The following is a 24,545-nucleotide window of genomic DNA, read 5'->3' on the forward strand; positions in this document are numbered from 1 at the left end:
TATATAGTATAAAAATGTAGCCATTGCTACATTTTTATACTATATATATTTTAATAAGGAAATGGGGAAACTATATATAAATATATAATCGTGATAAATATTTTTAAAAGTTTGAGGTGTTATCTATGCAGTTAAGATTAAGGGATATTCTAAGGCGTAAAAACTTTACTCCAGTCCAAATAATAGCTATGGGATTTGCAACTATAATATTTACAGGTGCCCTATTATTAAGCTTACCTATTGCTACTATAAGAGGTGTAGGAACTCCATTTATAGATTGTATTTTCACATCAACTTCTGCAGTTTGTGTGACAGGATTAGTTACTGTAGATACTGGTACTTATTGGAGTTATTTTGGAAAAACAGTAATACTTATTTTAATACAAATTGGTGGTCTTGGATTTATGTCTTTTGCTACACTTTTATCGTTAATTATTGGCAAAAAAATAACTCTAAAAGAAAGATTAATTATAAGGGAATCATTAAATTCAACATCTCTTCAGGGAATAGTAAAATTAGCTAGATATATATTGGTTTTTACTTTTTCCATAGAATTTATAGGAGCATTGCTGCTTTCTTTTGAATTTATACCTGAGTTTGGAATTATTAAAGGTATATATTATAGTATATTTCATGCGGTTTCTGCATTTTGCAATGCTGGATTTGACCTCATGGGGAATTATGGTAGCTTAACTGCCTATAGTGATAATGCTTTGATAATACTTACCATATCTTCTTTAATAATAATTGGTGGGTTAGGTTTCTATGCATGGAATGATATATTTAATTATAAACGTACTAAAAGATTAACACTTCAGACTAAACTAGTAATAGCTGTGAGTGCAGGATTGATTTTGTTTGGATTTATAATGTTTATTGTATTTGAACTTTCTAATCCAGAAACTTTAAAGCCTATGGGGATTAAAGAAAAAGTGCTGTCAGCATTCTTTGCATCGGTTTCACCAAGAACAGCGGGATTTAATTCTATAGATTTGACAAAGATGACTATGGCATCTACATTTTTAACCATAATGTTGATGTTTATTGGTGGTTCACCAGGATCGACGGCTGGGGGAATAAAAACTTCTACAGCTGGTGTGCTTTTTATGACAATACTATCAGTTATAAATGGAAGAGAAGATACAGAGTTATTTAAAAGAAAAATAAATAAAGAAACTGTATATAAGGCTTTAGCAGTAGTAGTAATAGCACTGGCGTTAGTGTTCACTACAACCATATTATTATCTATTACAGAAAGAGCATCAGGTGCTCCTTTTGAACATTATTTATTTGAAGCTACTTCAGCCTTTGGAACTGTTGGGTTAACATTAGGATTAACTCAAGAGCTTACTGTTATAGGCAAGGCTATAGTAGCACTAACTATGTATGCAGGTAGGGTTGGGCCACTTACATTAGTTGTAGCAATTTCTATAAGAAAAAGTAAAAGAGGAAATTCTATTAAGTATCCAGAAGATAAAATCTTAGTTGGATAAAGGGGGATATATTAATGAGTAAAAAACAATTTATAGTTATTGGGTTAGGCAGATTTGGAACTTCAGTAGCAGAGACTTTATATGCACTTGGTAATGATGTATTAGCTGTAGATATAGATGAAGAAGCAGTTCAAAACATTGCAGAGAGAGTTACTCATGCTGTTCAAGTAGATGCTAATGATGAAGTTAGTCTAAGAGCCCTTGGAATTGGTAACTTTGATGTAGCTATAATTAGTATTGGTTCTAATATTCAAGCTAATATTTTATCTACTCTTTTAGTTAAAGAAATGAATGTTAAGCATATTATAACTAAGGCTAATAATGCTATGCATGCAAAAGTTTTATATAAAATAGGTGCTAATAGAGTTATATTCCCAGAGAGAGATATGGGAATTAGAGTTGCTCATAATCTTTGTTCTTCTAACATACTTGATTATATAGAATTATCACCAGACTTTAGCATTGCAGAAATTGTTACCCCAAAGGAATGGGAAGGTCACTCTCTAAAAGACTTAGATTTAAGAGTAAGATACAGTGTAAATGTGGTAGCTATTAAAAGAGATGATAATATAGAGGTATCTCCAGCTGCGGATGAGGTTATACAGGAAGGCGATATAATAGTAGCCATAGGAGGAACTTCTGAGCTAAACGGAATTGAAAGTTTAGTTAGATAAGGAGACTTATAAGTGCAGGTTATAAAAAGTAAGGATAATAACACATTAAAAGAAATTAAAAAATTAAAAGAAAAAAAATATAGAGTTGAAAATAAAAAGTTCATTATAGAAGGATTTAGGTTTCTAGAAGAAGGTTTTAAATCAGATTTTATTATAGATAAACTTTTTATAAAGGAAAGCTCAGTTGATAAATTTAAAGAAAAATTTTCTTTTTATATTGATAAATATGAAGAAAAAATATTTATTATAAATGACAGTCTATTTAAGAACATTTCAGGCACAGAAAATTCTCAAGGGGTTTTAGCTGTACTTCAAATGAAAGAGGAAAATTTCAATAAAGAAGAAGGACTATATATTTTAGCTGATAAGGTACAAGATCCAGGCAACCTAGGAACTATAATAAGAACAGCTCATAGTGCTGGTTGTAGGGGAGTTATTTTAAGTAAAGATACAGTAGACTTATATAATGAAAAAACCTTAAGAGCTACTATGGGTTCCATATTTAATATTCCTATAATCCATGATGAAGATTTATCTTTCACAAAAAGATTAATTAGTGAAGGTTATAATTTAGTATGTAGTTCTCTTGATACAGAAAAAAACTTTTATGAAGTTAATCTAGTAGATAATGCAATAATAGCTGTAGGTAATGAAGGTAATGGTATTAGTGATGAAGTTATGAATTTAGCTACCTGTAAGGTTAAAATTCCTATGCTAGGAAATACGGAATCCTTAAATGTTGCTATAGCTGCATCTATTATGATATATGAAGGTGTAAGACAAAAGTTAAATAAAAAGTATTAATACTTGAAATTTTTATATATTATATGTATAATGTTTCTATCAAGTTAGGATTTAAATGTTTTTAAGTAAAATAGTATCCAAACTAGTTTAATAAAAATAAAATATTTATACAATGACGAAGAGAGTAGATATATATTTTTATATAAGGGAGGAAGAGCCAAAGACTGAAAGCTGTTCTTATAGGATTATATCGAAGTTCACTTCCGAGTACTAATTATGAAGTAATAGTAGTAATTAGCGGCTATGGTCGATAGATTTACTAAGAGGAGTTTTAATAAAACTCAATTAGGGTGGTACCGCGGATTTTCCGTCCCTTTTCAGGGACGGTTTTTTTATGTTTATAAAGCAAAAACTTAATTTCAGAAACAATTATTTATACATGAAATTAAGTAGAAATTTTATTAATTATGAAGTGAAAAAATTTTCTTAAAGAAAGTTTTAATCCATAATTTTAAATGAACTCATGAATTTTAGAAAGGAGCTTAGAATATGAAAGAACAATTAAAACAAATTAAAAAAATTGCCCTAGAACAACTAAGTCAAGTAACAGATAAAGCTGAACTTGAAAATATTAGAGTAAAGTATCTAGGGAAAAAAGGAGAGCTTACTGCAATCTTAAGAGGTATGGGAAAACTATCAGCAGAAGAAAGACCGGTGGTAGGTAAAATTGCTAATGAAGTAAGAGAAGAAATAGAAAGTGCCATTGATACAAAGGTAGTAGCTATTAGAATTGCAGAAAAGACTGAAAAGTTAAATAGTGAAGTAATAGATATTTCTATGCCAGGAAAGAAACAAACTATGGGGAAAAAACATCCATTAAGTTTAACTCTTGATCAAGTAAATGATATATTTTTATCTATGGGTTTTTCTATAGAAGAAGGACCAGAAGTAGAATTTGATCATTACAATTTTGAAGCTTTAAATATACCTAAAGATCATCCAGCGAGAGGAGAACAAGATACTTTCTATATAAATGATAATATAGTATTAAGAACTCAGACATCTCCAATCCAGATAAGAACTATGGAAAATCAAAAGCCTCCAATAAAGATGATTGCACCAGGAAAGGTATATCGTTCAGATGCTGTAGATGCAACTCACTCACCAATATTCTATCAAATTGAGGGATTAGTAGTGGCAGAAAATATTACTTTTGGAGACTTAAAGGGAACACTAGAAATGTTTATCCAAAAGATGTTTGGAGATGACATGAAGGTTAAATTTAGACCACACCACTTCCCATTTACAGAACCATCAGCAGAGATGGATGCAACTTGCTTTGTATGTGGCGGTAAGGGATGTAAAGTTTGTAAAGGTAGTGGATGGATAGAGATTGTAGGCTGTGGTATGGTGCATCCACAAGTACTTAGAAATTGTGGAATTGATCCAGAAAAATATAGTGGTTTTGCTTTCGGATTTGGATTAGATAGAATTGTAATGTTAAAATACGGCATTGAAGATATTAGATTGTTATATGAAAGTGATATGAGATTTTTAAATCAGTTTTAATATATAAGGAGGAAGATTATGAAGTATCCAGTTAAATGGTTAAAAGACTATGTTGATATAAATGTTTCCCCTGTAGAACTTGCAGATGCATTAAATCTTTCAGGGTCTCATGTTGAAGAGGTTATACTTACAGGAGATGAAATTTCTAATGTAGTTACAGGAAAGATAACAAAGATAGAAAGACATCCAGATGCAGAAAAATTAGTTGTATGTGCAGTGGATATTAATAAAGAGGAAGAAATACAAATAGTAACTGCTGCTACAAATATGAAGGAGCAGGATATTATTCCAGTAGCATTACATGGAGCAACGCTGCATGGAGGACTTAAGATTAAGAAAGGTAAATTAAGAGGAGTAGTATCAAATGGTATGTTCTGCTCAGAAGAAGAGCTTGGAATTGCTGGAGATGAGCCAGTACATGGACTTATGATATTACCTAAAGATACACCTATTGGAGTAGGTATCAAATCTGTAATACCTCTTGAAAGTGCTATTATTGACTTTGAAATAACGTCTAATAGAGCAGATTGCTTTAGTATAATTGGAATGGCAAGAGAAGCAGCAGCTACTTTAGGATTAACTTATAAAATGCCAAATCTTAAATATAATGAAGAAGATAAAACAAGCATAGTTAACAATTACAGAGTAGAAATCAAGAGCCCACTATGTAGAAGATATATGGCTAAAGGAATTTCCAATATAAACATTCAGCCATCACCACAGTGGATGCAAGAAAGATTGTTAGAAGCCGATGTAAGACCTATCAATAATATTGTAGATATAACAAACTTTGTTATGTTAGAGCTAGGTCAACCATTACATGCCTTTGATGCTAGAGATATGGTATCTAATACTATAGTAGTTGATACTGGAAAAGATGGAGAAAAATTTGTTACTCTAGACGAAGAGGAAAGAACTATAGATAGCTCTATGCTTTGTATAAAGGATGGGGATAAAACTATAGGACTTGCGGGAGTTATGGGAGGATTAAACTCAGAGGTTAAAGAAGATACTTCTATGGTAGTCCTAGAAAGTGCAAATTTTAATGGTCTTAATATAAGAAATACATCTAAAAAGTTAGGACTTAGAACAGAAGCTTCAACTAAATTTGAGAAGGATTTAGATCCAAATTTATGTAAATTAGCTATAGATAGAGTATGTGCCCTAGTGGAAGAATTAGGTGCAGGTAAGGTTATGACTGGGGTTATAGATATATATAATGAAGTTAAAGAACCTCATACCTTAGAAGTAGATAGTAACTGGATTAATAGATTCTTAGGTAGTAATATATCAAAAGAAGATATGAAAAGATATTTAGATGGATTAGATTTGACTACTGAAATTAAAGGTGATGTTTTAGTTGTTAATTGTCCAACATTTAGAAGTGATTTAAATATAAAAGAGGATATAGCAGAGGAAATCGCTAGAATTCATGGATATAATAATTTTGAATCTACCCTTCCTCATTGTGAGGCTATAAAGTCTGGAAAATCAGATAAGCATAAGCTAGAAGATAAAATAATAGAAGGTTTAGTAGCTAGTGGAATAAATCAATCTATAAGTTATTCCTTTGTAAGTAATAAAATTTTTGATAAACTCTTAATTCCACAAGATAGTGAACTTAGAAATGTAGTTGAAATTAGAAATCCTCTAGGAGAAGATTTCAAGATTATGCGAACTACTACTCTTGCTTCAATGATGGAATCTTTAGCTAGAAACTATGTAAAGAGTAATGAAAGTGCAATGCTTTTTGAAATAGGTAAAGTATATATAAAAAATACTGATGAAGAGAAGTTGCCAGAAGAAAGAAATATTTTAACCTTAGGAATGTATGGAGTGGGAGATTATTTAGAACTTAAAGGTGTGGTAGAAAATGTACTAAATTCTTTAGGAATAGATAATGGAATTTTTATTAGAGAAAGTGAGAACCCTAGCTTCCATCCAGGAAAAACTGCTGCATTAAAACTTAGAAATAAAATTTCAGGGGTTTTAGGTGAAATTCATCCAGATGTAAGTGAAAATTATGGTATAGATACAAGATGTTTTGTTGCTGAATTAAATTTAGATATGTTAATGGAATGTGCTAAGATGGACAAAAAACATAAAACACTTCCTAAATTCCCAGCAGTAACAAGAGATATTGCAGTTTTAGTAGATGATAGAGTTTTAGTACAAGAGATAGAAGATACTATTAAAAAGCAAGGTGGTGGCATCTTAGAAAGTGCTAAACTATTTGATGTTTATAAAGGAAGCCAAATTCCAGAAGGAAAGAAGAGCATAGCTTATGCTATAACCTATAGACATGCAGATAAAACTTTAACTGATACTGAAGTAAATAAGGTTCATGATAAGATTTTAAGAAGCTTAGAGCATAAGTTAGGTGCAGAATTAAGGTAATTATTAATTACAATAAGTAGGTGTAAATTTACATCTACTTATTTTTTATAGATTTTTGTGTTAAAAGAATAGTTTGCAATTTTAAATAGATTATAATCATAGTGAACACGGGAAAAAGCAAAGGTAATGTGTTTTAATATGACAATATGGTAAAATATTACAATATAACTATAAAATATGTACGTTAATATATTATATTTATATTTAATTAAGGTTTATGAAACATATTGTTGACAAGTATTTGGAATATTTATTAAATACCTTATTTAATAAATAGCTAATATATGTTAAAATGATTATAAGTTTATGCAGATGTAAATTTATAATTAAGAGGGTGTTTATGTGAGCATTATAACAGTTAAGATAAATGGAATGGAATATAACCTTAGAGGAGAAGAAAATGATGAATATCTACAAATGGTTGCTCAATATGTAGATAATAAAATAAATAGTCTAATGTTTAAGAATTCTAAAATAAGTCGTCCTGATGCTACTATTCTTGCAGCAATTAATTTAGGAGATGAGGTTTTTAAAAATAAAGAGGCTTGTGAAAGGGCAAATGAAAATTATAAAATGATTGTAAAGGAACAAAAAAATCTTATTTCCGAAGTAGAAGGACTAAAAAGAGATTTACAGGCTGCAAAAAAAGAAAATGAAGACTTAAGAAAAGTTAACACTTCGGATAAAGATGAAGAGATAGAAAAGCTAAAGGATGAGGTTACATATCTTAAAGAGCAATTAGAACTTATGGACCAAGTTGTTCAAGAGTTAAAAAAGGATAATAAAAAACAAATGACCTTTAATAAAAAGCTTCTATCTGAAAATAATAATTTAAGATATGACCAAATAGCTAGAGTAAGACAACTAGAGAAACTTAGTCAGGAGATTGAAGATAAAAATCTTAAGCTTATGAAAAATGGACAAGTTAATGTAAGAAAAAAGTAAAAGTTTAGGTGGTAATATTATATTTATATATTATCGCCTATTTTTTATTTTAGGATAATTAGCTATATTTATGAACTAAATATAATTTTATTCTTTAATATTGTGATAATTAAAATTTTATAGGCATAGGTATTAGGTAAAACCATAATTCTTAGGGGGATTATACATGAAAGTTTTGCTGTGTGCTAGAAGTAATTATATAAATTTAAGTTCAGGAGATACTATTATAATATTTAAAATATACACTTTTTTAAAAGAGAAAGGGGTAAATGTAGATATATGTGGAGCCAATGAGGAGGCTAATTATGATGATTATGATATAGTACATCTATTTGATATTAAAAATATATTTGATGCTTATAAACATTTTAAATTAGCTAGTAATAGTAAATGTAATATAGTAGTATCACCTATGTATTTTAATATGGAGAAGTTTTTCGAATATAGTAATAATGTGGAACGAAAAAATCTATGGAATAATTGCAAAGTTTATAAGGAATTAATTTTGAAGAAAAGTAAAATCATATTTTGCAATAGCATATACGAAAAGTCTTTAATAACCATGGATTTCACTACAAAGGTAGATATTAAAGTTGTTTATAATGGAGTAGATATAAATTATGATGAGGTTCCTTTATATAATTTTAAGGAGAGATATAATTTAGATAATTATATATTGTGTGTAGGAAGAATTTGTGAAGTGAAAAACCAATTAGAATTGAGCAAGATATGTAATGAAATAGGAGTAGACTTAGTTCTAGTTGGAACGGCAGCAGAGGAGCGTTACTTAAAAGAATGTTTAGCTTATCCCACTACCCATTACTTAGGATTTATGAATGACTATGATTTGTATAATGCATACACCTTTTCTAGTGCTCACGTATTAGCTAGTTTTTCAGAAGTTACAAGTTTATCATCCCTTAAGGCAGCAGCTTATGGATGTAACATAGTGGTTACGGAGGAAGGGGCTTCAAAGGAATATTTTAAGGATATGGCAATATATTGTGATCCTTATAATCATAATAGTATAAAATTAGCAGTAGAGAAAAGTAGGGTAAAAAGAAAAAATAATAAACTAAAAGAATATATAAGATATAATTACAACTTGAAGAATATGTTAGAAGGTATATATGAGGGATATTTAAAATTAATGAATTAAGATGTATAGGGGCTAACCAATAAAAAGGTATTAGCTCCTATTATTTTTTACAGTTTGTAACAAAGAGAATTGTGATATAATAATCCATGAGAAGTAAAAAATAATTACTAATAAAATAAGTATGACTTTTTTTATATAGAATAAAGACATTTCTTATTGATAGGAGTTGATAACATATGGATAAAATAGAATTATTAGCACCAGGTGGAAGTAAAGAAAGTATATATGCTGCTGTTCAAGGTGGTGCAGATGCTATATATATGGGCGGGAGTAAGTTTTCTGCTAGAGCCTATGCAAATAATTTTAATGAAGAAGAATTAATAGAAGTAGTGAATTATTGTCATTTATATAATGTTAAAGTATATATAGCCTTTAATACTGTGATAAAAGAAGACGAGTTAGATGAAGCTTTAGAGTATGGGAAGTTTTTATATGAAATTGGTGTAGATGCTATTATAACTCAAGATATGGGATTATTTAAAATTATAAAAGAAGCTATACCAGATTTTGAAATTCACGCATCCACACAAATGACTATACATAATGGAGAAGGGGCTATATTTTTAAAGAATGAGGGCTTTCAAAGAATAGTTTTATCAAGGGAATTAAGTCTAGATGAAATAAGATACATTTCAAAGGACTTAGATATAGAAACAGAAATATTTGTCCATGGAGCATTATGTATAAGTTATTCTGGACAATGTCTTATGAGTAGTATCATAGGAGGAAGAAGTGGAAATAGAGGAAGATGTGCTCAGCCATGTAGATTACCTTATACTATAATAAAAAAATCTAGTGGAGAAAATAAAAAAGGGTATTTATTAAGTCCAAAGGATACTTGTACTATAGATGAAATTAATAGTTTAATTGAAAGTGGGACTTCATCATTAAAGATAGAAGGTAGAATGAAAAAGCCTGAATATGTAAGTGGTGTTGTAACTACCTATAGAGAAGCTATAGATAGTGTGTATCATAACAAAAATTTTGAGATAGCACCTAAAAAGGCCATACTAAATCAATTATTTAATAGAGAAGGGTTTTCCAAGGCATATCTTAGAGGAAACATTGGAAGAGACATGATGGCATATAATTGCCCCAAAAATACAGGAGTATTTTTAGGCACCGTTGAAAAAGATTTAACCATACAGCTTCAAAAGGATATAAAGGCTCAGGATGGAGTTAGAACTGATAATAGTGGATTTACAATCACAAATATTTTAAATGGGAAAGAAAAGGTTAAAGAGGCCTTTAAAGGCGAAAAAGTGAAGCTTATGCCTATTAAATATAAGGTTGGAGATAAAGTATATGTAACTTCAGATACTGAACTTTTAACTAAACTTCAAAAAAATTATGAAGATATTTATGGTGTAAAGCTACCGTTAACTATAAAGGTTAGATTCGCTCCAGGAGAAAGATTTTATTTATCTACGGTTTATCAGGAAAAAGAATTTGAAGTCTATGGAGAAAATGTAGAGGTTGCAGCTAATAAGCCTATGGATAAGGAAGCCATAATTAAAAATCTCAATAAGTTAGGGGATACTCCTTTTAAACTAAAAAGTATTGAATTTGAAACCTTTGAAGAAGGATTTTTAAGGGTATCATCTATAAATAGTGTAAGACGTGAGCTTATTGAAGATATAATGAAGTATGTTAAAATCCGTGATAAACGGCATGTGGAAGAAAAGGATTATAAAGAATTTAATAGGAATTCTAAGGAAGCTAAAGATATATTTAATGATGAGTATCTAATATGCGTTAAAACTCTAGAACAATTAAAAAGTGTATTAAGGTTTATAGGTGAAAATCCAAATATAACTCCAGCTATAGGAGTAGATTTATTAAAAAAGGGTGAAGGTTTAAATTTAGAAGGAGTAGATTATGAAAATTTATATATGATTGTTCCTAATATAATAAAAAGTGAATTTAATTTAGTTACTGAAGCTATAGAAAAGAATATTTCTAAAATTAAGGGGTTAATTACAGCTAATTTAGGTATAATAAATGTGTTTAAAAACAGGCTTAACATAATTGGAGATTATAAGTTAAATATTTTAAATAGTGAAAGCTATGATTTTTATAATAGGTATACAGATATATCAGCTTTAAGTGTAGAACTTAACAATAAAGAAATGTTCTCCATAGCTAAAAATATTAAAACTCCAGTGCAAGTAGTAGTTTATGGTAAGTATGAACTTATGGTAAGTGAATACTGTGTAATTGGTAGTACTTTTGGTAATAAGAGCTCTACTTCAAACTGTAATTTCAGATGTGACAAGGATAAGTTTGTATTAAGAGATAGGATGAATGAAGAGTTTCTGGTTACTACGGATAAATATTGTAGAAGCCACATATATAATACATTACCTGTAAATATAGTTCCATTCATTAAGGAATTAAGGAAAAATAATATTAACAATTATAGAGTTGACTTTATAGATGAAGATTGTAATCAGGTTTCAAAGGTGATGAAATATATATTTAAAGATGAAGATGTAGATTTAGGGAAAACTACAAAAGGACATTATAAGAGGGGAATTGAATAGAAAGTAGGGGATAAGAAATGAATGAAAAGACCTTTAAAGTACTTGAATATTATAAAATCAAGGAAATATTAAAAAAGTATACAGTTACAAAAGCAGGGAAAGATTTAATTGATAATCTGAAACCATATAACAATCTCTATGAAATTAAAGAACACTTAGAGGAGACCAAGGAAGCATTAATTTTATTAACTACAAAAAGTGCACCACCCTTTGAAGGAATATATGATGTTAGGGAAGCGCTTTTAAGAGCTAAGAAAAATTCTACACTTATGCCAGTAGAATTACTTAGAATTGGTAATATGCTTAAAAGTTCTAGAAATTTTAAGGAATATGTACAGAGTAAGGACGAGGAAACAACTTATAGAGTTTTAGAAGATATAATAGCAGGTATAGTTCCCTTTAAGAATATTGAAGATGAAATCTTTAGAGCTATTATTGGAGAGGATGAAATTGCAGATAGAGCTAGTGAAACTTTATTTATAATTAGAAAGAAACTAAAAGATAAAAGTTCTTCCATTAAAGACAGAGTTAACAGCATGGTTAGAACCTACTCAAAATATCTTCAAGAAAGTCTTTATACCGTAAGAGGAGATAGATATGTACTTCCTGTAAGATCTGAGTACAAAGAACAGGTTAAGGGTTTGATCCATGACCAGAGCGGTACAGGTGCTACATTATTTATAGAGCCTATGGGACTAGTAGATCTTAATAATGAAATAAGAGAACTTAGAAATAAAGAAAAGGCAGAAATAAATAGAATTCTTAAGGAACTTACCTTAAAAATTGCAGGTAACATTGATGTTATAGAGAATAATGGAAGTATTATATGGGAATTAGATTTTATATTTGCAAAAGCTAAATATGCCAATGAATTAAATTGTATATGTCCAGAGGTAAATGATAAAGGAATTATAGATTTAATAGAGGCTAGGCATCCTTTAATAGACCAAAAGGTAGTAGTACCAAGCACTATTTATCTTGGTAGAGAGTTTACTTCTTTAGTTATTACAGGTCCTAATACAGGAGGTAAAACTGTAACATTAAAAACTGTAGGTTTAATAGAGCTTATGGCTATGAGTGGAATGATGATTCCTGCAAGAGCAGGTTCAGCTGTTAGTGTATTCTCAAATATATTTGCTGATATTGGTGATGAACAAAGTATAGAACAAAGTTTATCTACTTTCTCATCTCATATGACTAATATAGTAAATATTATTAATGAAGCAGATGAAAATACTTTAGCACTTTTTGATGAGCTTGGTTCAGGAACAGATCCAACGGAGGGTGCAGCCCTTGCGATGAGCATTTTGGATAATTTAAGGGATAGAAATACAAAAATAGTAGCAACTACCCACTATAGTGAACTTAAAGGTTATGCTTTAAAAACTGTTGGAGTAGAAAATGGCTCTGTAGAATTCGATGTTGAAACTTTAAGACCAACTTATAATTTGCTTATAGGTGTGCCAGGTAAATCTAATGCCTTTGAAATATCAAGAAGGCTTGGTCTTCCAGAGTATATTATAAATAGTGCTAAAGAAAATATTTCTACAGAGAGCTTAAAGTTTGAAGAGTTAATACAAAATCTTCAGCAAAAGAGCATTAAAGCAGAAAATGATGCTAGGAAGGCAGAAGGTTTAAAAGCAGAAGCAGAAAAGTTAAAAAATAAATATGAAGAAAAGTTATATAAGTTCGAAAATGTTAGAGAAAAAGCTATCTATGAAGCACAACGAGAAGCTAAAGAGCTTATTAAAGCTGCTAAGGAAGAAGCTGATTCTATTGTTAAAAACATAAGAGAACTTGAAAAATTAGGCTATTCTTCAGAAGCAAGAACTAAAATAGAGAATGAAAGAAAGAAGATAAAGGATTCTCTTGATAACATGGAAGAAAAATTAAGTAAAAAAGACGAGCCTAAGGGAGAAGGATTAACTTCTGTAACTGAAGGACAGGAGGTATATCTTCCGTCTTTAAATCAAAATGTTATAGTAGTATCCGAGGTTGATAATAAGGGAGAAGTTCAAGTTCAAGCTGGAATAATGAAAATCTCTGTAAAGATTAAGGATTTAAGGAAGGGAAAAGTGTCTAGTGAAGATAAGAAAAAAGCTAAGGTTCAAAGAAGAGAAGCTAAGCTTAATCTAAAAGCAGTATCATCTTCAGTAGACTTAAGGGGGATGGATTCTCAAGAGGCTATTTACACCACAGATAAGTATTTAGATGAAGCTTATCTTGGTGGTCTTGGCGAAGTTACAGTAATTCATGGTAAAGGAACAGGAGTACTTAAGAGTTCTATCACTGATTTATTAAAACATCATCCCCATGTAAAAAGCTATAGACTTGGTAATTATGGAGAAGGTGGAACAGGAGTTACTGTGGTTGAGTTAAAGTAATACTAGAGTATAGGGGGTGACGAAATGATTTTAGTAAGTGGATGTCTTTGTGGTATTAACTGCAAATATGACGGTAACAATAATTTAAATGAAAAAGTTCTTGAACTTTTAAGACAAGGGAAGGCTATACCAGTATGTCCAGAGCAACTTGGAGGACAGGCGACTCCTAGAGAGGCTCATGAGATTGTAAATGGTGATGGTGCTATGGTTATAGATGGAAAATGTAGGGTTTTAGGAAGAGATGTAAGTGATGATGTAACTGCTGAATTTATTAAAGGTGCAGAGGAAACATTAAATATAGCCAGAGAGTTAAAAATTGATACAGCTATTTTAAAGGCAAGGAGTCCATCATGTGGCAAAGGAATTATATATGATGGTACTTTTTCAGGTGGTAAAAAAATGGGTAATGGAGTAACTGCAGAGCTTTTAATTAGAAATAATATAAAGATTTATACTGAAGATGAATTAGATAAATTCTTTGAGGAAAATAATATTTAATTTTTAGTTAGGTGGGGATTTTATGAATTATAGTGATGTCAGAAAAGAAGCTAGAGTTAATTTAAATAATAGCTGTAAAGTATGTAATGTATGCAATGGAATTGTTTGTGCAGGAGAAGTCCCAGGTATGGGTGGAAAAGGTACTGGAAATGCATTTACAGAAAACATTAGAGCTCTTGAAAGATATAAGATTAATATGCGCGTAATTCACGATGTTAAGGATCCAGATACAGCTATTGAGATTTTTGGTAAGAAGTTAGATATACCAGTTTTTGCAGCTCCAGTTTCAGGAACTACTCTTAACATGGGCGGAAAGTATTCTGAAGAAGAGTATATTTCTTGGGTTATTGGAGGTACTTTAGATGCAGGTATATACCCAATGGTAGGAGATACAGCAGTAGATACATTTTTAACAACTAATTTAAAAGTGTTAAAGGAGTTTAATGGTCAAGGTATTGTATTTATAAAACCGTGGGAAAATAAAAACATAATTGAAAAGATAAAATTAGCTGAAGAGTCAGGAGCATTTGCCGTAGGAGTGGATATAGATGCTTGTGGACTTATAACTTTAGCTCTTCATGGGAAGCCAGTAATGCCTAAAGGAGTAAAGGAGATAAAGGAATTAGTTAATAGTACTAAACTTCCATTTATACTAAAGGGAATTATGACAGTAGATGAAGCATTACTTGCAGTAGAAGCAGGTGTAGATGCTATAGTAGTTTCTAACCATGGAGGTAGAGTTTTAGATGAAACTCCGGGTGTAGCAGATGTCCTTGAAGATATTGCAAAAGCAGTGAAGGGCAAAGTTAAGATTTTAGCTGATGGAGGAGTAAGAACAGGAGTAGATGTACTTAAATTTTTAGCTCTTGGTGCAGATGCTGTATTAATAGGAAGACCTTTTGTAACTGCATCCTTTGGGGGGAAAAGAGAAGGTGTAAAAACTTATGTTCATGGATTAAATGGACAGTTAAAATCTGCGATGGTACTTACAGGATGTAAAGACGTAGGGAGTATAGATAAGAGAATTATATTCCAAAGAAAATAATGGGATAAGTAAAGTTTTCTAATATAATAAAAATTTTTAATAAATATCTTAAGTTGCCTAATTTAAGATATTTATTTTTATTAATTTTAAATAGAAAATACACTATTACACTTTAGCAGTTAAAATTGACTCGGAAAGAATTACACATTATACTTAAAAGTAAGAAAATATAAAATATTATAAAAAAAGTGTTGGATTCCTACTACTTATTTCATTTTTTTTCAGTAAACCTATACATAAGGAGTGAAAATATGGTTAAAAGTTTAGAAGAATTGTTAGAATTGGCAAAGAAAAAAGAAAAGAAAACTATGGCAGTAGCGGTAGCACAAGACAGTGTTGTTCTAGAAGCAGTGATAAAGGCAGTGGACATGGGTATCATAAATGCTATATTAGTTGGAAATGAAGATGAAATTAAAACTATAGCAAAAGATTCTAATATAGACTTATCTAGAGTAAGAATAATTAATGAGGGTGACATAACTAAGGCTGCAGCAAAGGCTGTGGAATTGGTTACGAAGGGCGAGGCTAATTATGTAATGAAAGGATTACTTGGAACTTCAGATTTATTAAAAGCTGTACTTAATAAGGAAGCAAATCTAAGAACAAATAATATACTATCTCATGTAATGGTATATGATGTAAAGTCTTATGATAAGCTATTACTTCTTACCGATGGAGGAATGGTGCCATATCCAGAGTTAAAAGATAAAATAGGAATAATAAAAAATGCAGTAACAGTGGCAAAAGCACTAGAGATAGATATGCCAAAGGTAGCACCAATTTGTGCTGTAGAAGTGGTTAATCCATCAATGCAGGCAACTTTAGATGCAGCAGCTCTTTCAGCAATGAATAGGAGAGGACAAATAAAAGGATGCATAATAGATGGACCACTGGGACTTGATAATGCTATATCTAAGGAAGCAGCTCACCATAAAGGAATTGTAAGTGACGTAGCTGGAGAAGTGGATATACTTCTTGTACCTAATATTGAAGCTGGAAACTTTCTAGGAAAGTCTATGACTTATTTTGCTGGTGCTGAAAGTGCTGGAGTAATTGCAGGCGCAAAATGTCCTGTAGTATTAGTTTCTAGAGCTGATAGTGCAAGGTCCAAGCTTTATTCAATAGCATTAGGTAGCATTTTAGTTTAAACAATTATTGGGGGAATGATTGAAGTAGGATAGTTAATTAATTTTAAAAAGATAAATTGTAATGGGGGAATGAGAATATGAAAAAGGTTATAATGACTGGTAATGAAGCCATCGCTAGAGGTGCCTATGAATCTGGATGTCATGTGGCATCAGCTTATCCAGGGACACCTAGTACAGAAATATTAGAGAACTTTGCATTATATGAAGGTGTATATGCAGAATGGGCACCAAATGAAAAGGTTGGTTTTGAAGTAGCATCAGGTGCATCTATTGGGGGAGCAAGAGTGCTTACTACAATGAAGCATGTAGGACTTAATGTGGCTGCTGATCCATTATTTACTATGGCATATGAAGGCGTTAATGGAGGTTTTGTAGTTGTAACTGCTGATGATCCAGGAATGCATTCTTCTCAAAATGAGCAAGATAACAGATTTTATGCTCCTCATGCTAAGGTTGCAATGGTAGAGCCATCAAACTCACAAGAATGCATTGACTTTATGAAGGAAGCTTATGAAATAAGTGAAAAATTTGATACATTAGTTCTATTTAGAGTTACAACTAGAATATCACACTCTAAAACTGTAGTAGAGGTTGGAGATAAACAAGCTGTAGAAGTAAAACCATATGAAAAAAATATTAAAAAATATATAATGACTCCAGGTCATTCAAAAATTAAACACTATGAAGTAGAAGAGAGATTAGAGAAGCTAAGACAATATTCCAATAGTACAAAGCTTAATAAAATGGAAATGGGAGATACAAAGATAGGCATAATTACTAGTGGTATTTCTTATGAATATTGTAAAGAAGTTTTTGGTGAAAATGCATCATACCTAAAGATAGGTTTCTCTTATCCATTACCAGACGAAATGATTAAAGAGTTTGCATCTAAAGTAGAAAAATTATATGTAGTGGAAGAGAATGATCCATACTTAGAAAATTCAGTTAAAGCTTTAGGAATCAGATGTATAGGTAAGGAAGTTATTCCTATATGTGAAGAACTAAATCCAGATATTATTAGAAGAGGTATTTTAGGAGAAGAAAATAAAATAACTTATACAGCAGAAACTAAGCCACCTTCTAGACCACCAGTACTATGCCCAGGATGTCCTCACAGAGGAATATTCTATGCAGTATCAAAATATAAGGATGTAATAGCTTCTGGAGATATTGGATGCTATACTCTTGGTATGAATGCACCACTTAGTGTAACTGATACTGTAATTTGCATGGGTGCTTCTATATCAGCTGGTGTAGGTATGGAAAGAGCTAGTATGGTAGCTAATAGAGGAGATAAAAAGGTATTTGCATTTATTGGAGATTCAACTTTCTTCCATTCAGGAGTAACTGGATTAATTGAAAGTGTTTATAACAATACACCAATAGTAACTGTAATTCTTGATAATAGAATCACAGGAATGACAGGGCACCAAGAAAATCCAGGAACAGGTAAAACCCTTCAAAATAGAGAAGCTCCAATGGTAGATATTGAAGCTTTAGTACTTGCATGTGGTATTAAAAAGAAAAATATAAAGGTAGTAGATCCATATAAAATAGAAGAAACTTCAAAGGCTGTAAAAGAAGCTCATGATAGCACAGAACCTTTTGTAATTATTACAAAACAACCTTGTGCTTTGATAAAAGACGTATTAAAGAAAAGAGCTAACTTAAAGTGTAAAGTTGATGCAGAAAAATGTAAGAAGTGTAAAATGTGCTTAAAAACAGGATGTCCAGCATTGAAATTCCAAAATGGTGTAGTGGAAATAGATGAGAGTATGTGTAATGGTTGTGAAATATGTAAACAAGTTTGTCCATTTGATGCTATAGAAAAGGTTGGTGAATAATATGAAGGAAGTAAAAAGTATATTATTTATAGGCGTAGGAGGACAAGGAACTATCCTAGCTTCAAAAATATTATCTGAAGGCTTATTAAGAAATGGCTATGACGTTAAAATGTCTGAGGTTCATGGAATGGCTCAAAGAGGAGGAAGTGTTACTACTCAAGTTAGATTTGGAGAAAAAGTATATTCTCCTTTAATAGAAAAAGGAAAGGCGGATGCCATAGTTGCTTTTGAAAAAAGTGAAGCACTAAGAGCATTACCTTATTTAAAAGAAGGCGGACATTTAATAGTAAATGATTATGAAATTCATCCAGTACCAGTACTAATAGGACTAGAAAAATATCCAGAGGGTGTAAACGAGGCACTAAGATCTACAGCAGAAAATACAGTTATAATTAAAGCTGCAGAAATTGCAAAAGATTTAGGTAATATGAAAGCACAAAATGTTGTATTGCTAGGAGCGCTACTTAAAGCCCTAGATATAAAGGAAGTAAATTGGGAAGAGGTTGTAGCTTCATTAGTGCCAGCAAAAGCTATAGAGTTAAATAAGAAAGCTTTAGTTGCAGGAATGGAAGTATAGAGGAAAATCTGAAGAGTTAATTTCATGGTTGAAGCTTGTTCATTATAAGGTTTAGAATAAGTTTCTATAAAATATTAGCTTTACTCTATTATATAGAGGTAAAGCTAATATTTTTTATATAAGCAATAAATTTATATGATTTTCATTATTTTCTGATATAATATATTATAATAAAAGTCTGAAAAGTACATCTAATGATAATAAGAATATATTAAATTTAGCGGTTACTATTCATAATTATATAAGTAAAAGTACTATGGGAGGATAATTAATGGGAATATACAAAGCACCTAATTTAGAAGAAAAAAAAGCTATAAAAAAATATAATAAGTTATTTGAAGATATTAAGGTATCTGAGCCAGCGCTATTTGCAGGAAATACATATAAAGAGGTAATATTTGAAAAGAAAGGTATTGCTAGTTTAATTGGTAAAAAAAAGGGATATATATATATTGATGCAAGGAATAAAGTAGTAGAAGATGAGAAAACAATAATGAGACTAGGAAGAATATTCTTTTTTATGGAAGCATTCTTAAATGATGATAATGGTAGTATAATTAAGGCTCTTCAAAATGAAGAAGAAGTAGAAAAAAATAAAACTGATTTGGAATTAATGATGAAAGGCTTTGAAATCATTGAGAAAATGAATAAAAAATATGATATTGAACATAAGGAAGTTGTAAAAGTTAAAGATATATTATCAAAACTAATAGAGCTTAGAGCTAAAACTAACTTGAAATTACAAGATTTTCTTAAGATAGTACAGGAAGAAACATCAAAGCAGAAATACTTTAATGAAAATATTATTGAAGCATGTATGCCGGCATATAAAGAAGTGATGGCATGTAATTATGAAAAGGTGATACTTATAGCTAAAGGAGCTTCAAGTTATAATTGCTTAAAAAAGGCTGCAGAGAAAGTAAGGAAAAAATATACTATAAGATTTAATATATCTTATACAGATCCATTAATGAAGGTAAACTATATGATGGGTTATTTTGAAAGTTTAATTAGAGCTTATGAAAGCATTATTAACATGTCTTATAATCAGTATTTAAAAAGTATAGTAAATTCAGGAAAAATCAATGCTGAATTTAAATTATTAGGGTTAAGAAATAAGAAAAAAAATTAACAGAGCAATACAATTAAAGATTAATAAAAATAATTAAAGGTATGTATCTGAGCGATATCATACCTTTAATTATTATAATTTATATAATATAAAATTCACATTTATTATTCAACGTTAATAAATACTGCATCCTCATCTTTAACTACATTTATATACTCAACTTCAGGATCTTCAGTACCTTGAACATAAAGACCGGTATCTTTTAGCTGTTGCACATAATCTACAATTTCTTGTGTGATTTTTTCTCCTGGACATAGTACAGGTATTCCTGGTGGATAAGCCATTAGGAATTCACCACTAATCATGCCTACGCTATTTTTAATTCTAACAGAAGTTTTAACGCTGTTGAAGGCTTCGTTAGGAATTTGTATTTGTTCAGGAATGGAAGGGATGTCTATGAAGTCTGCTTTAGCAATACCCTTGCCATAATAGTCATCACTGATTTCTCTCAAAGCTCTTAAAAGTCTTTCCATGCCCTCTTCAGTATCGCCAAAGGAACCTACAATAAGGACATTATATAAATCTGAAAGTTCCATTTGAATATGATACTTATTTGCTAAAATCATATCCAAATCATAACCAGTTATACCTAAATCTCTACAAGTTATTGTAATTTTAGTTGGATCAAAGGCATATGCTCCAGGAACCCCTAAGATTTCTTCACCAAAGCAATAGAAACCAGGAATTTTATTAACTTCATCTCTAACATAATTAGAAAGTTCTATTGTTTTATCTAGTAATTCTTCTCCATATAATGCAATTTGTCTTCTAGCAGTATCTAATGAAGCCATTAGAATATAAGAAGGCGAAGTTGTATGCATTAAGTTTAAAACCTGTTTTACCCTTGGAATACTTACTCTTTTAGAGTTAACTTGAAGTAGAGATCCTTGAGTTAAAGCACCAATAATTTTATGAGTACTTTGAGCACAAATATCAGCACCAGCTTCCATGGCAGACATAGGTAAATTTTTATTAAAGTTTAAATGTGGTCCATGAGCCTCATCAACTATTAAAGGAATATCATATTCATGAACGATATCAGCAATTTGCTGAATGTCTGTAGACACACCATAATAGGTTGGATTGATTATAAGAACAGCTTTAGCATCCTTATTAGCTGCCAATGTAGTTCTTACTGTTTCAGGTGTAACTCCATTTGCAATTCCTATCTTTTTATCTAACTCAGGTTGCATATATACAGGGATAGCACCAGCTAAGATAATTCCTCCAGTAATGGATTTATGAACATTCCTAGGAATTATTATTTTGTCCCCAGCACCGACTACAGAAAGAATCATTGCTTGAATAGCGCCGGATGTTCCATGAACAGAGAAAAAGCACGCATCTGAACCGTAGGCATCAGCAGCTAATTCTTGAGCTTTTTTTATAGGACCTGTTGGATGATGATAACTATCTACTAGTTTAAAAACTGTAACGTCAATCTTAAACGGATTTTCGCCCATGAAGTTTTTAAAATCTATGTCTACTCCAACACCTTTTTTATGCCCAGGAACATGGAATGGAAGAGTGTCTCTATTCACATATTCCATTAAGGCATCAAATAATGGGGTTTCATTTTGGTTTAACTTATACAATTCCATACCCTCTTTCTAATTTATAAAGTATAGAGATATCAATAATATAATTTAATGACCTCCCTATAATAATTTTACTCCAAATATAATATTTATAAAGTTATAAAACAAATTTATTATAGAATAATATTAGTATCAATGCAATAAGATTTTAGTTTATAATTAAATATTTATAATGTTTTACTTATTATATGAGTTATAAGATTATAAATGTATAATAAAGCATATAAATTTTATGTGCTTATTAAATTGTGTTATATAAAACATGAAAAAATTACGAAAATATTACTTTATACAAAAAACAGATGATTAAAAATAAAATAAATGGTAATATAGTTTAGTGGAATAAATTATTAAATATAGAATAGTAAGAAGGTGCATTATGAGTAATGAAAATTATTTTTTAGAAAAACTTGAGAAAATGCTATTTCTTGAAATAAAAAAAAGTAGCAAAATAAACGAATATGTGTTTAAAGATAATATATATTTACCAGTAAATTCAGATAAAATAGTTTCCAAAACTAAAGAAGGAGATGATTTATCTAATATTCCTGTTAATTTTTTTATAGAGGGAATTTTTTATGCATTAGGAGCAGATAAAAACTTTAAATTTAATCATGTATATAAGGAAATAATAAAATCCATTCCTAATAGTGTTAATTATATAAAAGGAAAAATATTTGAGAATATTAAAAATGAAAAGTATGAAGATGGGTATATATTATTAAAAGGATTATTGGAAATTGAAGTTACAACAGATAATTTGAATAAAGCTTTTATTTTAATTGATGGAATGAGAAAAAATAATCTTGTATTTAAAGAAGAGATTATTAAACTTATTGAACTTGGGAAAGAGATTAAGGATTATCCACAACCCTATTATTATTCAGCTTTAGTAAGTTATGAAGATAAAGATTTTGAAAAAGCTCATTTTAATATTAAACAATATATATCATTGGGAGGAAATGTAAGTGAAGAGGTTGAGGTATTAAAAGAGAATCTAGATATAATCAATTCTTTCGATAAGGGTAAAGAACTTGTATATGAAGAACCAAAGAAAGCTTTAGAAGTATTATTACCACTAATAGATGTATTAGGGGATAGTGCTGAAATATTTTATTATATTGCAATTTCTTATAGAATTTTACAAAACTATGAAAAAGCTATATACTATTTAAATGAAGCATTATCTATAGATAGTAACTATGTTCAGGTGTTTAATGAACTGGGAATAAACTATGCTTGCTTGAATGATTTTGAAACTGCAATTAAGTATTTAAGGAAAGTATTTGAGGTTACCAAATCTATAGAAGTATGCACTAATTTAATAATGTGTTATATAAATATTAAGGATTTTAATCAAGCAAAAATACATTTAGATATAGCTAAAAAATTAGATCCAGAGGATGAAATTGTAAAGGAACTTGAAGAGACATTAGGATAATCAAATAAATAAGAATGTATCAATATAATAATATAAATAATTAAATAACATTTTATGAATAACTTTGAATGGAATTGTGTTTATATGTAAAAAACAGTATAATAACTGTGATAAACTTTTGAAATCTGCTGTTAAAACACATTGACCTATTTGATTACCATAATTGATTTAGGAAGTGAAATTATGAAAAAAGAAAATAAAATTATAGTTTTAGATGTAATTCTTGTCGTAACAAGTTTGTATTTGGCTTTACTTCTAAAATTTGACTTTAGGATTCAACCTGATTATATAGAGTTTTTTTTACTATCAATAATTCCAGTTGTAGTATTAACTATTGTATTTAACGTTATATTCAAGTTGTATAGTAATATTTGGAAATATGCATCTGTTGAGGAGTTATTGTCTATAGTCTATTCTATGACAGCTTCTAATATAGCATTTATAATATATGGATATTTTATAAGCCATACTATGTTAAAAAGTAGATTTTTCAGATTCCCTATTACAGTTCATATTATATTTTGGTTATTAAGCGTCATAAGCTTAGGTGGAGTTAGATTTTTATATAGAATCATGGAGAATAATGGGACTGATAAAGGGCAAATTAATAAAATAAAGAACTTATTAATTATAGGTGCGGGAGATGCTGGAGCTATACTCATAAAAGAAATAAAAAATAATAGTACCTTGCACTATAAAATTGTAGGTTTGATTGATGACAATGTTAATAAGATAGGTAAGAGAATTCATGGAGTAAAGGTTGTAGGAGATAGAAATAAGATTATATCCTTTTGTAAGCAAAACAAAGTTGATGAAATAATGCTTGCAATGCCATCAGTGGATAAGAATACTAAGAAAGAAATTTTAGATATATGCAAGCAGGTAACAAAAAATATTAAAACCATGCCAGGTATTTATAAAATTATTGATGATAACATAAATGTAAATCATATGAGAAATGTGAACATTGATGATTTATTAGGAAGAGAATCAATAAAGCTAAAATCAGAACATATAGATAGATATATAAAAAATAAAACAATACTAGTTACTGGTGGTGGTGGAAGTATTGGGTCTGAAATTATTCGACAAATAGCAAAATTCTCACCTAAGAAAATAGTAATTCTTGATATATACGAGAATAATGCTTATGATCTAGAAATGGAATTTAACAGAAACTATCCGAAAATAAATAAACAAGTAATTATTGCTTCTGTAAGAGATATGATAAGAATAGATCAAATATTTCATGAGCACAGACCAGAAGTGGTATTCCATGCAGCAGCCCATAAACATGTACCTCTAATGGAGGGAAATGCGGGAGATGCTATTAAAAATAATATTTTAGGTACAT

18 protein-coding genes and 1 other annotated feature are annotated in these 24,545 nt (G+C 30.0%); of the genes, 17 read left to right on the forward strand and 1 reads right to left on the reverse strand.

The window, feature by feature from the left end:
- Nucleotides 1–125: 125 nt before the first annotated feature.
- The 15 genes from B2671_RS08405 (at nucleotide 126) to B2671_RS08475 (ending at nucleotide 20,152) form a co-directional block, all read left to right on the forward strand.
- Complete coding sequence (locus B2671_RS08405; RefSeq protein WP_346870010.1) at nucleotides 126–1,493, forward strand: TrkH family potassium uptake protein; 1,368 nt, start codon at nucleotides 126–128, stop codon at nucleotides 1,491–1,493.
- A gap of 14 nt (nucleotides 1,494–1,507) precedes the next feature.
- Nucleotides 1,508–2,167, forward strand: a complete 660-nt coding sequence (locus B2671_RS08410) for a TrkA family potassium uptake protein (RefSeq protein ID WP_346870011.1) — start codon at nucleotides 1,508–1,510, stop codon at nucleotides 2,165–2,167.
- A gap of 12 nt (nucleotides 2,168–2,179) precedes the next feature.
- On the forward strand, nucleotides 2,180–2,971 hold the full coding sequence (locus B2671_RS08415; protein WP_346870012.1) for an RNA methyltransferase: 792 nt from the start codon (nucleotides 2,180–2,182) through the stop codon (nucleotides 2,969–2,971).
- 103 nt (nucleotides 2,972–3,074) lie between these two features.
- Nucleotides 3,075–3,289: a binding site (T-box leader), on the forward strand.
- A gap of 171 nt (nucleotides 3,290–3,460) precedes the next feature.
- Nucleotides 3,461–4,480 (forward strand): phenylalanine--tRNA ligase subunit alpha, encoded by a 1,020-nt coding sequence (gene pheS, locus B2671_RS08420; RefSeq protein WP_346870013.1) that lies wholly within the window; start codon nucleotides 3,461–3,463, stop codon nucleotides 4,478–4,480.
- Nucleotides 4,481–4,498: 18 nt separating this feature from the next.
- Nucleotides 4,499–6,877: a phenylalanine--tRNA ligase subunit beta gene (gene pheT / locus B2671_RS08425; protein WP_346870014.1), complete on the forward strand. Its 2,379-nt coding sequence runs from the start codon at nucleotides 4,499–4,501 to the stop codon at nucleotides 6,875–6,877.
- A 342-nt stretch (nucleotides 6,878–7,219) separates the two neighbouring features.
- Nucleotides 7,220–7,822, forward strand: a complete 603-nt coding sequence (zapA, locus tag B2671_RS08430; protein WP_346870015.1) for a cell division protein ZapA — start codon at nucleotides 7,220–7,222, stop codon at nucleotides 7,820–7,822.
- Nucleotides 7,823–7,988: 166 nt separating this feature from the next.
- Nucleotides 7,989–8,981: a glycosyltransferase gene (locus tag B2671_RS08435; RefSeq protein WP_346870016.1), complete on the forward strand. Its 993-nt coding sequence runs from the start codon at nucleotides 7,989–7,991 to the stop codon at nucleotides 8,979–8,981.
- Nucleotides 8,982–9,157: 176 nt separating this feature from the next.
- The gene (locus tag B2671_RS08440; protein WP_346870017.1) at nucleotides 9,158–11,524 is read left to right on the forward strand and encodes a U32 family peptidase; all 2,367 of its coding nucleotides are present in this window, start codon (nucleotides 9,158–9,160) and stop codon (nucleotides 11,522–11,524) included.
- A 17-nt stretch (nucleotides 11,525–11,541) separates the two neighbouring features.
- A complete protein-coding gene (locus B2671_RS08445; protein WP_346870018.1) occupies nucleotides 11,542–13,908 on the forward strand; it encodes an endonuclease MutS2 in 2,367 nt (788 codons plus the stop codon).
- A 24-nt stretch (nucleotides 13,909–13,932) separates the two neighbouring features.
- The gene (locus B2671_RS08450) at nucleotides 13,933–14,406 is read left to right on the forward strand and encodes a DUF523 domain-containing protein (protein WP_346870019.1); all 474 of its coding nucleotides are present in this window, start codon (nucleotides 13,933–13,935) and stop codon (nucleotides 14,404–14,406) included.
- 22 nt (nucleotides 14,407–14,428) lie between these two features.
- Nucleotides 14,429–15,451 carry an alpha-hydroxy-acid oxidizing protein gene (locus B2671_RS08455; RefSeq protein ID WP_346870020.1) on the forward strand — a complete coding sequence of 341 codons (1,023 nt, stop codon included), beginning with the start codon at nucleotides 14,429–14,431 and terminating at the stop codon, nucleotides 15,449–15,451.
- A gap of 251 nt (nucleotides 15,452–15,702) precedes the next feature.
- Nucleotides 15,703–16,599 carry a phosphate butyryltransferase gene (locus B2671_RS08460; protein WP_346870021.1) on the forward strand — a complete coding sequence of 299 codons (897 nt, stop codon included), beginning with the start codon at nucleotides 15,703–15,705 and terminating at the stop codon, nucleotides 16,597–16,599.
- A gap of 77 nt (nucleotides 16,600–16,676) precedes the next feature.
- The gene (gene iorA, locus B2671_RS08465) at nucleotides 16,677–18,443 is read left to right on the forward strand and encodes an indolepyruvate ferredoxin oxidoreductase subunit alpha (RefSeq protein WP_346870022.1); all 1,767 of its coding nucleotides are present in this window, start codon (nucleotides 16,677–16,679) and stop codon (nucleotides 18,441–18,443) included.
- A 1-nt stretch (nucleotide 18,444) separates the two neighbouring features.
- Nucleotides 18,445–19,020: an indolepyruvate oxidoreductase subunit beta gene (locus B2671_RS08470; protein ID WP_346870023.1), complete on the forward strand. Its 576-nt coding sequence runs from the start codon at nucleotides 18,445–18,447 to the stop codon at nucleotides 19,018–19,020.
- A gap of 271 nt (nucleotides 19,021–19,291) precedes the next feature.
- Nucleotides 19,292–20,152, forward strand: a complete 861-nt coding sequence (locus B2671_RS08475) for a hypothetical protein (protein ID WP_346870024.1) — start codon at nucleotides 19,292–19,294, stop codon at nucleotides 20,150–20,152.
- 104 nt (nucleotides 20,153–20,256) lie between these two features.
- Here B2671_RS08475 and B2671_RS08480 read toward each other — a convergent pair whose 3' ends face one another.
- On the reverse strand, nucleotides 20,257–21,747 hold the full coding sequence (locus tag B2671_RS08480) for an aminotransferase class I/II-fold pyridoxal phosphate-dependent enzyme (RefSeq protein WP_346870025.1): 1,491 nt from the start codon (nucleotides 21,745–21,747) through the stop codon (nucleotides 20,257–20,259).
- Between the two features lie 382 nt (nucleotides 21,748–22,129).
- On the opposite strand from B2671_RS08480, the gene B2671_RS08485 reads away from it, so the two are divergent.
- Nucleotides 22,130–23,191: a tetratricopeptide repeat protein gene (locus B2671_RS08485; RefSeq protein WP_346870026.1), complete on the forward strand. Its 1,062-nt coding sequence runs from the start codon at nucleotides 22,130–22,132 to the stop codon at nucleotides 23,189–23,191.
- A gap of 183 nt (nucleotides 23,192–23,374) precedes the next feature.
- The coding region (locus B2671_RS08490; protein WP_346870027.1) for a polysaccharide biosynthesis protein at nucleotides 23,375–24,545 on the forward strand (1,171 nt) is incomplete at its 3' end.

The sequence above is a fragment of the Clostridium sp. UBA5119 genome (assembly GCF_002414285.1).
Lineage (GTDB): Bacteria > Bacillota > Clostridia > Clostridiales > Clostridiaceae > Clostridium_J > Clostridium_J sulfidigenes.

What these genes read in the sequence shown, in the direction of transcription:
- B2671_RS08405 (WP_346870010.1), top strand. Translation starts at nt 126, where the DNA reads ATGCAGTTAAGATTAAGGGATATTCTAAGGCGTAAAAACTTTACTCCA.
- B2671_RS08410 (WP_346870011.1), top strand. Translation starts at nt 1,508, where the DNA reads ATGAGTAAAAAACAATTTATAGTTATTGGGTTAGGCAGATTTGGAACT.
- pheS (WP_346870013.1), top strand. Translation starts at nt 3,461, where the DNA reads ATGAAAGAACAATTAAAACAAATTAAAAAAATTGCCCTAGAACAACTA.
- pheT (WP_346870014.1), top strand. Translation starts at nt 4,499, where the DNA reads ATGAAGTATCCAGTTAAATGGTTAAAAGACTATGTTGATATAAATGTT.
- B2671_RS08435 (WP_346870016.1), top strand. Translation starts at nt 7,989, where the DNA reads ATGAAAGTTTTGCTGTGTGCTAGAAGTAATTATATAAATTTAAGTTCA.
- B2671_RS08440 (WP_346870017.1), top strand. Translation starts at nt 9,158, where the DNA reads ATGGATAAAATAGAATTATTAGCACCAGGTGGAAGTAAAGAAAGTATA.
- B2671_RS08445 (WP_346870018.1), top strand. Translation starts at nt 11,542, where the DNA reads ATGAATGAAAAGACCTTTAAAGTACTTGAATATTATAAAATCAAGGAA.
- B2671_RS08450 (WP_346870019.1), top strand. Translation starts at nt 13,933, where the DNA reads ATGATTTTAGTAAGTGGATGTCTTTGTGGTATTAACTGCAAATATGAC.
- B2671_RS08455 (WP_346870020.1), top strand. Translation starts at nt 14,429, where the DNA reads ATGAATTATAGTGATGTCAGAAAAGAAGCTAGAGTTAATTTAAATAAT.
- B2671_RS08460 (WP_346870021.1), top strand. Translation starts at nt 15,703, where the DNA reads ATGGTTAAAAGTTTAGAAGAATTGTTAGAATTGGCAAAGAAAAAAGAA.
- iorA (WP_346870022.1), top strand. Translation starts at nt 16,677, where the DNA reads ATGAAAAAGGTTATAATGACTGGTAATGAAGCCATCGCTAGAGGTGCC.
- B2671_RS08470 (WP_346870023.1), top strand. Translation starts at nt 18,445, where the DNA reads ATGAAGGAAGTAAAAAGTATATTATTTATAGGCGTAGGAGGACAAGGA.
- B2671_RS08475 (WP_346870024.1), top strand. Translation starts at nt 19,292, where the DNA reads ATGGGAATATACAAAGCACCTAATTTAGAAGAAAAAAAAGCTATAAAA.
- B2671_RS08485 (WP_346870026.1), top strand. Translation starts at nt 22,130, where the DNA reads ATGAGTAATGAAAATTATTTTTTAGAAAAACTTGAGAAAATGCTATTT.